The organism is Streptomyces sp. NPDC090442 (assembly GCF_044769405.1).
Lineage (GTDB): Bacteria > Actinomycetota > Actinomycetes > Streptomycetales > Streptomycetaceae > Streptomyces.
This window is the reverse complement of sequence record NZ_JBIVXW010000287.1, coordinates 1-1071: the sequence shown is the minus strand read 5'-3', so window position 1 is coordinate 1071 and position 1071 is coordinate 1. Positions and strand designations below refer to the sequence as shown.

Sequence of the window (1071 nt, the reverse complement as noted above, 5' to 3'; positions counted from 1 at the left end):
TGAGGCCGAGCATGGTCAACGGGCGGGTGTGGTCACGGGCGTTGGCGCGTAGGGTTCGGGCGATGTTGGTGGCTCCGGCCAGGCGGCAGGTGCTGGTGGCGAGGTTGCGCAAGGTGGCCATGGCGCGGGGGCCGTTGCCGGTGCGGACTTGTGAGCGGTCCTCGTCGAAGGTGACGTCGCGGACCCAGTGGAGGCGGTTCTCGATCGTCCAGTGTCCGCGGAGGTAGGTGCCGATCTGAGTGGGGCCGGCCTGGTGGGACTGGAGGCTGGTGATGCCGTAGACGGTTTCGGTGTGTTTGGGCCGTCCGTCGAGGTGGCGGGTGGTGCGGCGAATCCTGAACGCCTGGGCGGCGTAGGGGAAGTGCAGGCCGGCGGGTACTGTCACGGCCAGGACGGCGCGGTGCTCTCTTCGTCCATGCCCTTTGGTTCGGGTGAAGGACCGGCCTGGGACGTTGGCCCAGGGCAGCGCGTTGAGCTGGGCAAACAGTATCGGTTGGTTCTGCTTCACCGTCAGGACGTAGTCCGCGTCCTTGTCTTCGACGAGGTAGCGGGCGTGGGCGCGCTGGGTGTGCAGGGCGTCGGCGGTGACCACCTTCCCGGCCAGGTCAAGGCCGTCGAGCAGGGGCCGAAACCGGGTGATTTCATTGGTCTTCCCGTCGACGTCGACCTGCCCGAGGACGATGCCGCTGTCGTGGTCGAGCGAGGCCATCAGATGTACTTGGCCGCCGCTGGCGGCGTGGGCACCGCGTGCCGTCTTCCCGTCCACCGCGACCGCCTCCCGCACTCCCTCCACCGACGCGCTCTCATTTTTCTGTTGCGCGAGCCAGCCGCAGACTGCCTGGTCAAACGCTTGCCCGTCGATGGACTGCAGGGCCCGACGGACTGTCGACTCACTCGGCGCGACCCGGATCCCGCTCGTCGGATGCCGGCGCGCATCGAGGGTTTCGAGGACGTGCTGGGGCAGGTCGGCGGCCCACTCGCCGATCGCAGCCAGGGACCGGCAGCCGGCCAGGACCGCGCACGCCGCGATCACCAGCACCACCACCAGCGCATGCCGCACACCTCGTCGAC

At 68.9% G+C, this 1071-nt stretch carries 1 protein-coding gene; it reads right to left on the bottom strand.

Annotated elements, in window-relative coordinates:
- Positions 1 to 1060, bottom strand: a 1060-nt coding sequence (locus ACIQU6_RS45080; RefSeq protein WP_403488597.1) for an ISAs1 family transposase, incomplete at its 3' end; no start/stop codon positions are given.
- Between the last annotated feature and the right edge of the window lie 11 nt (positions 1061 to 1071).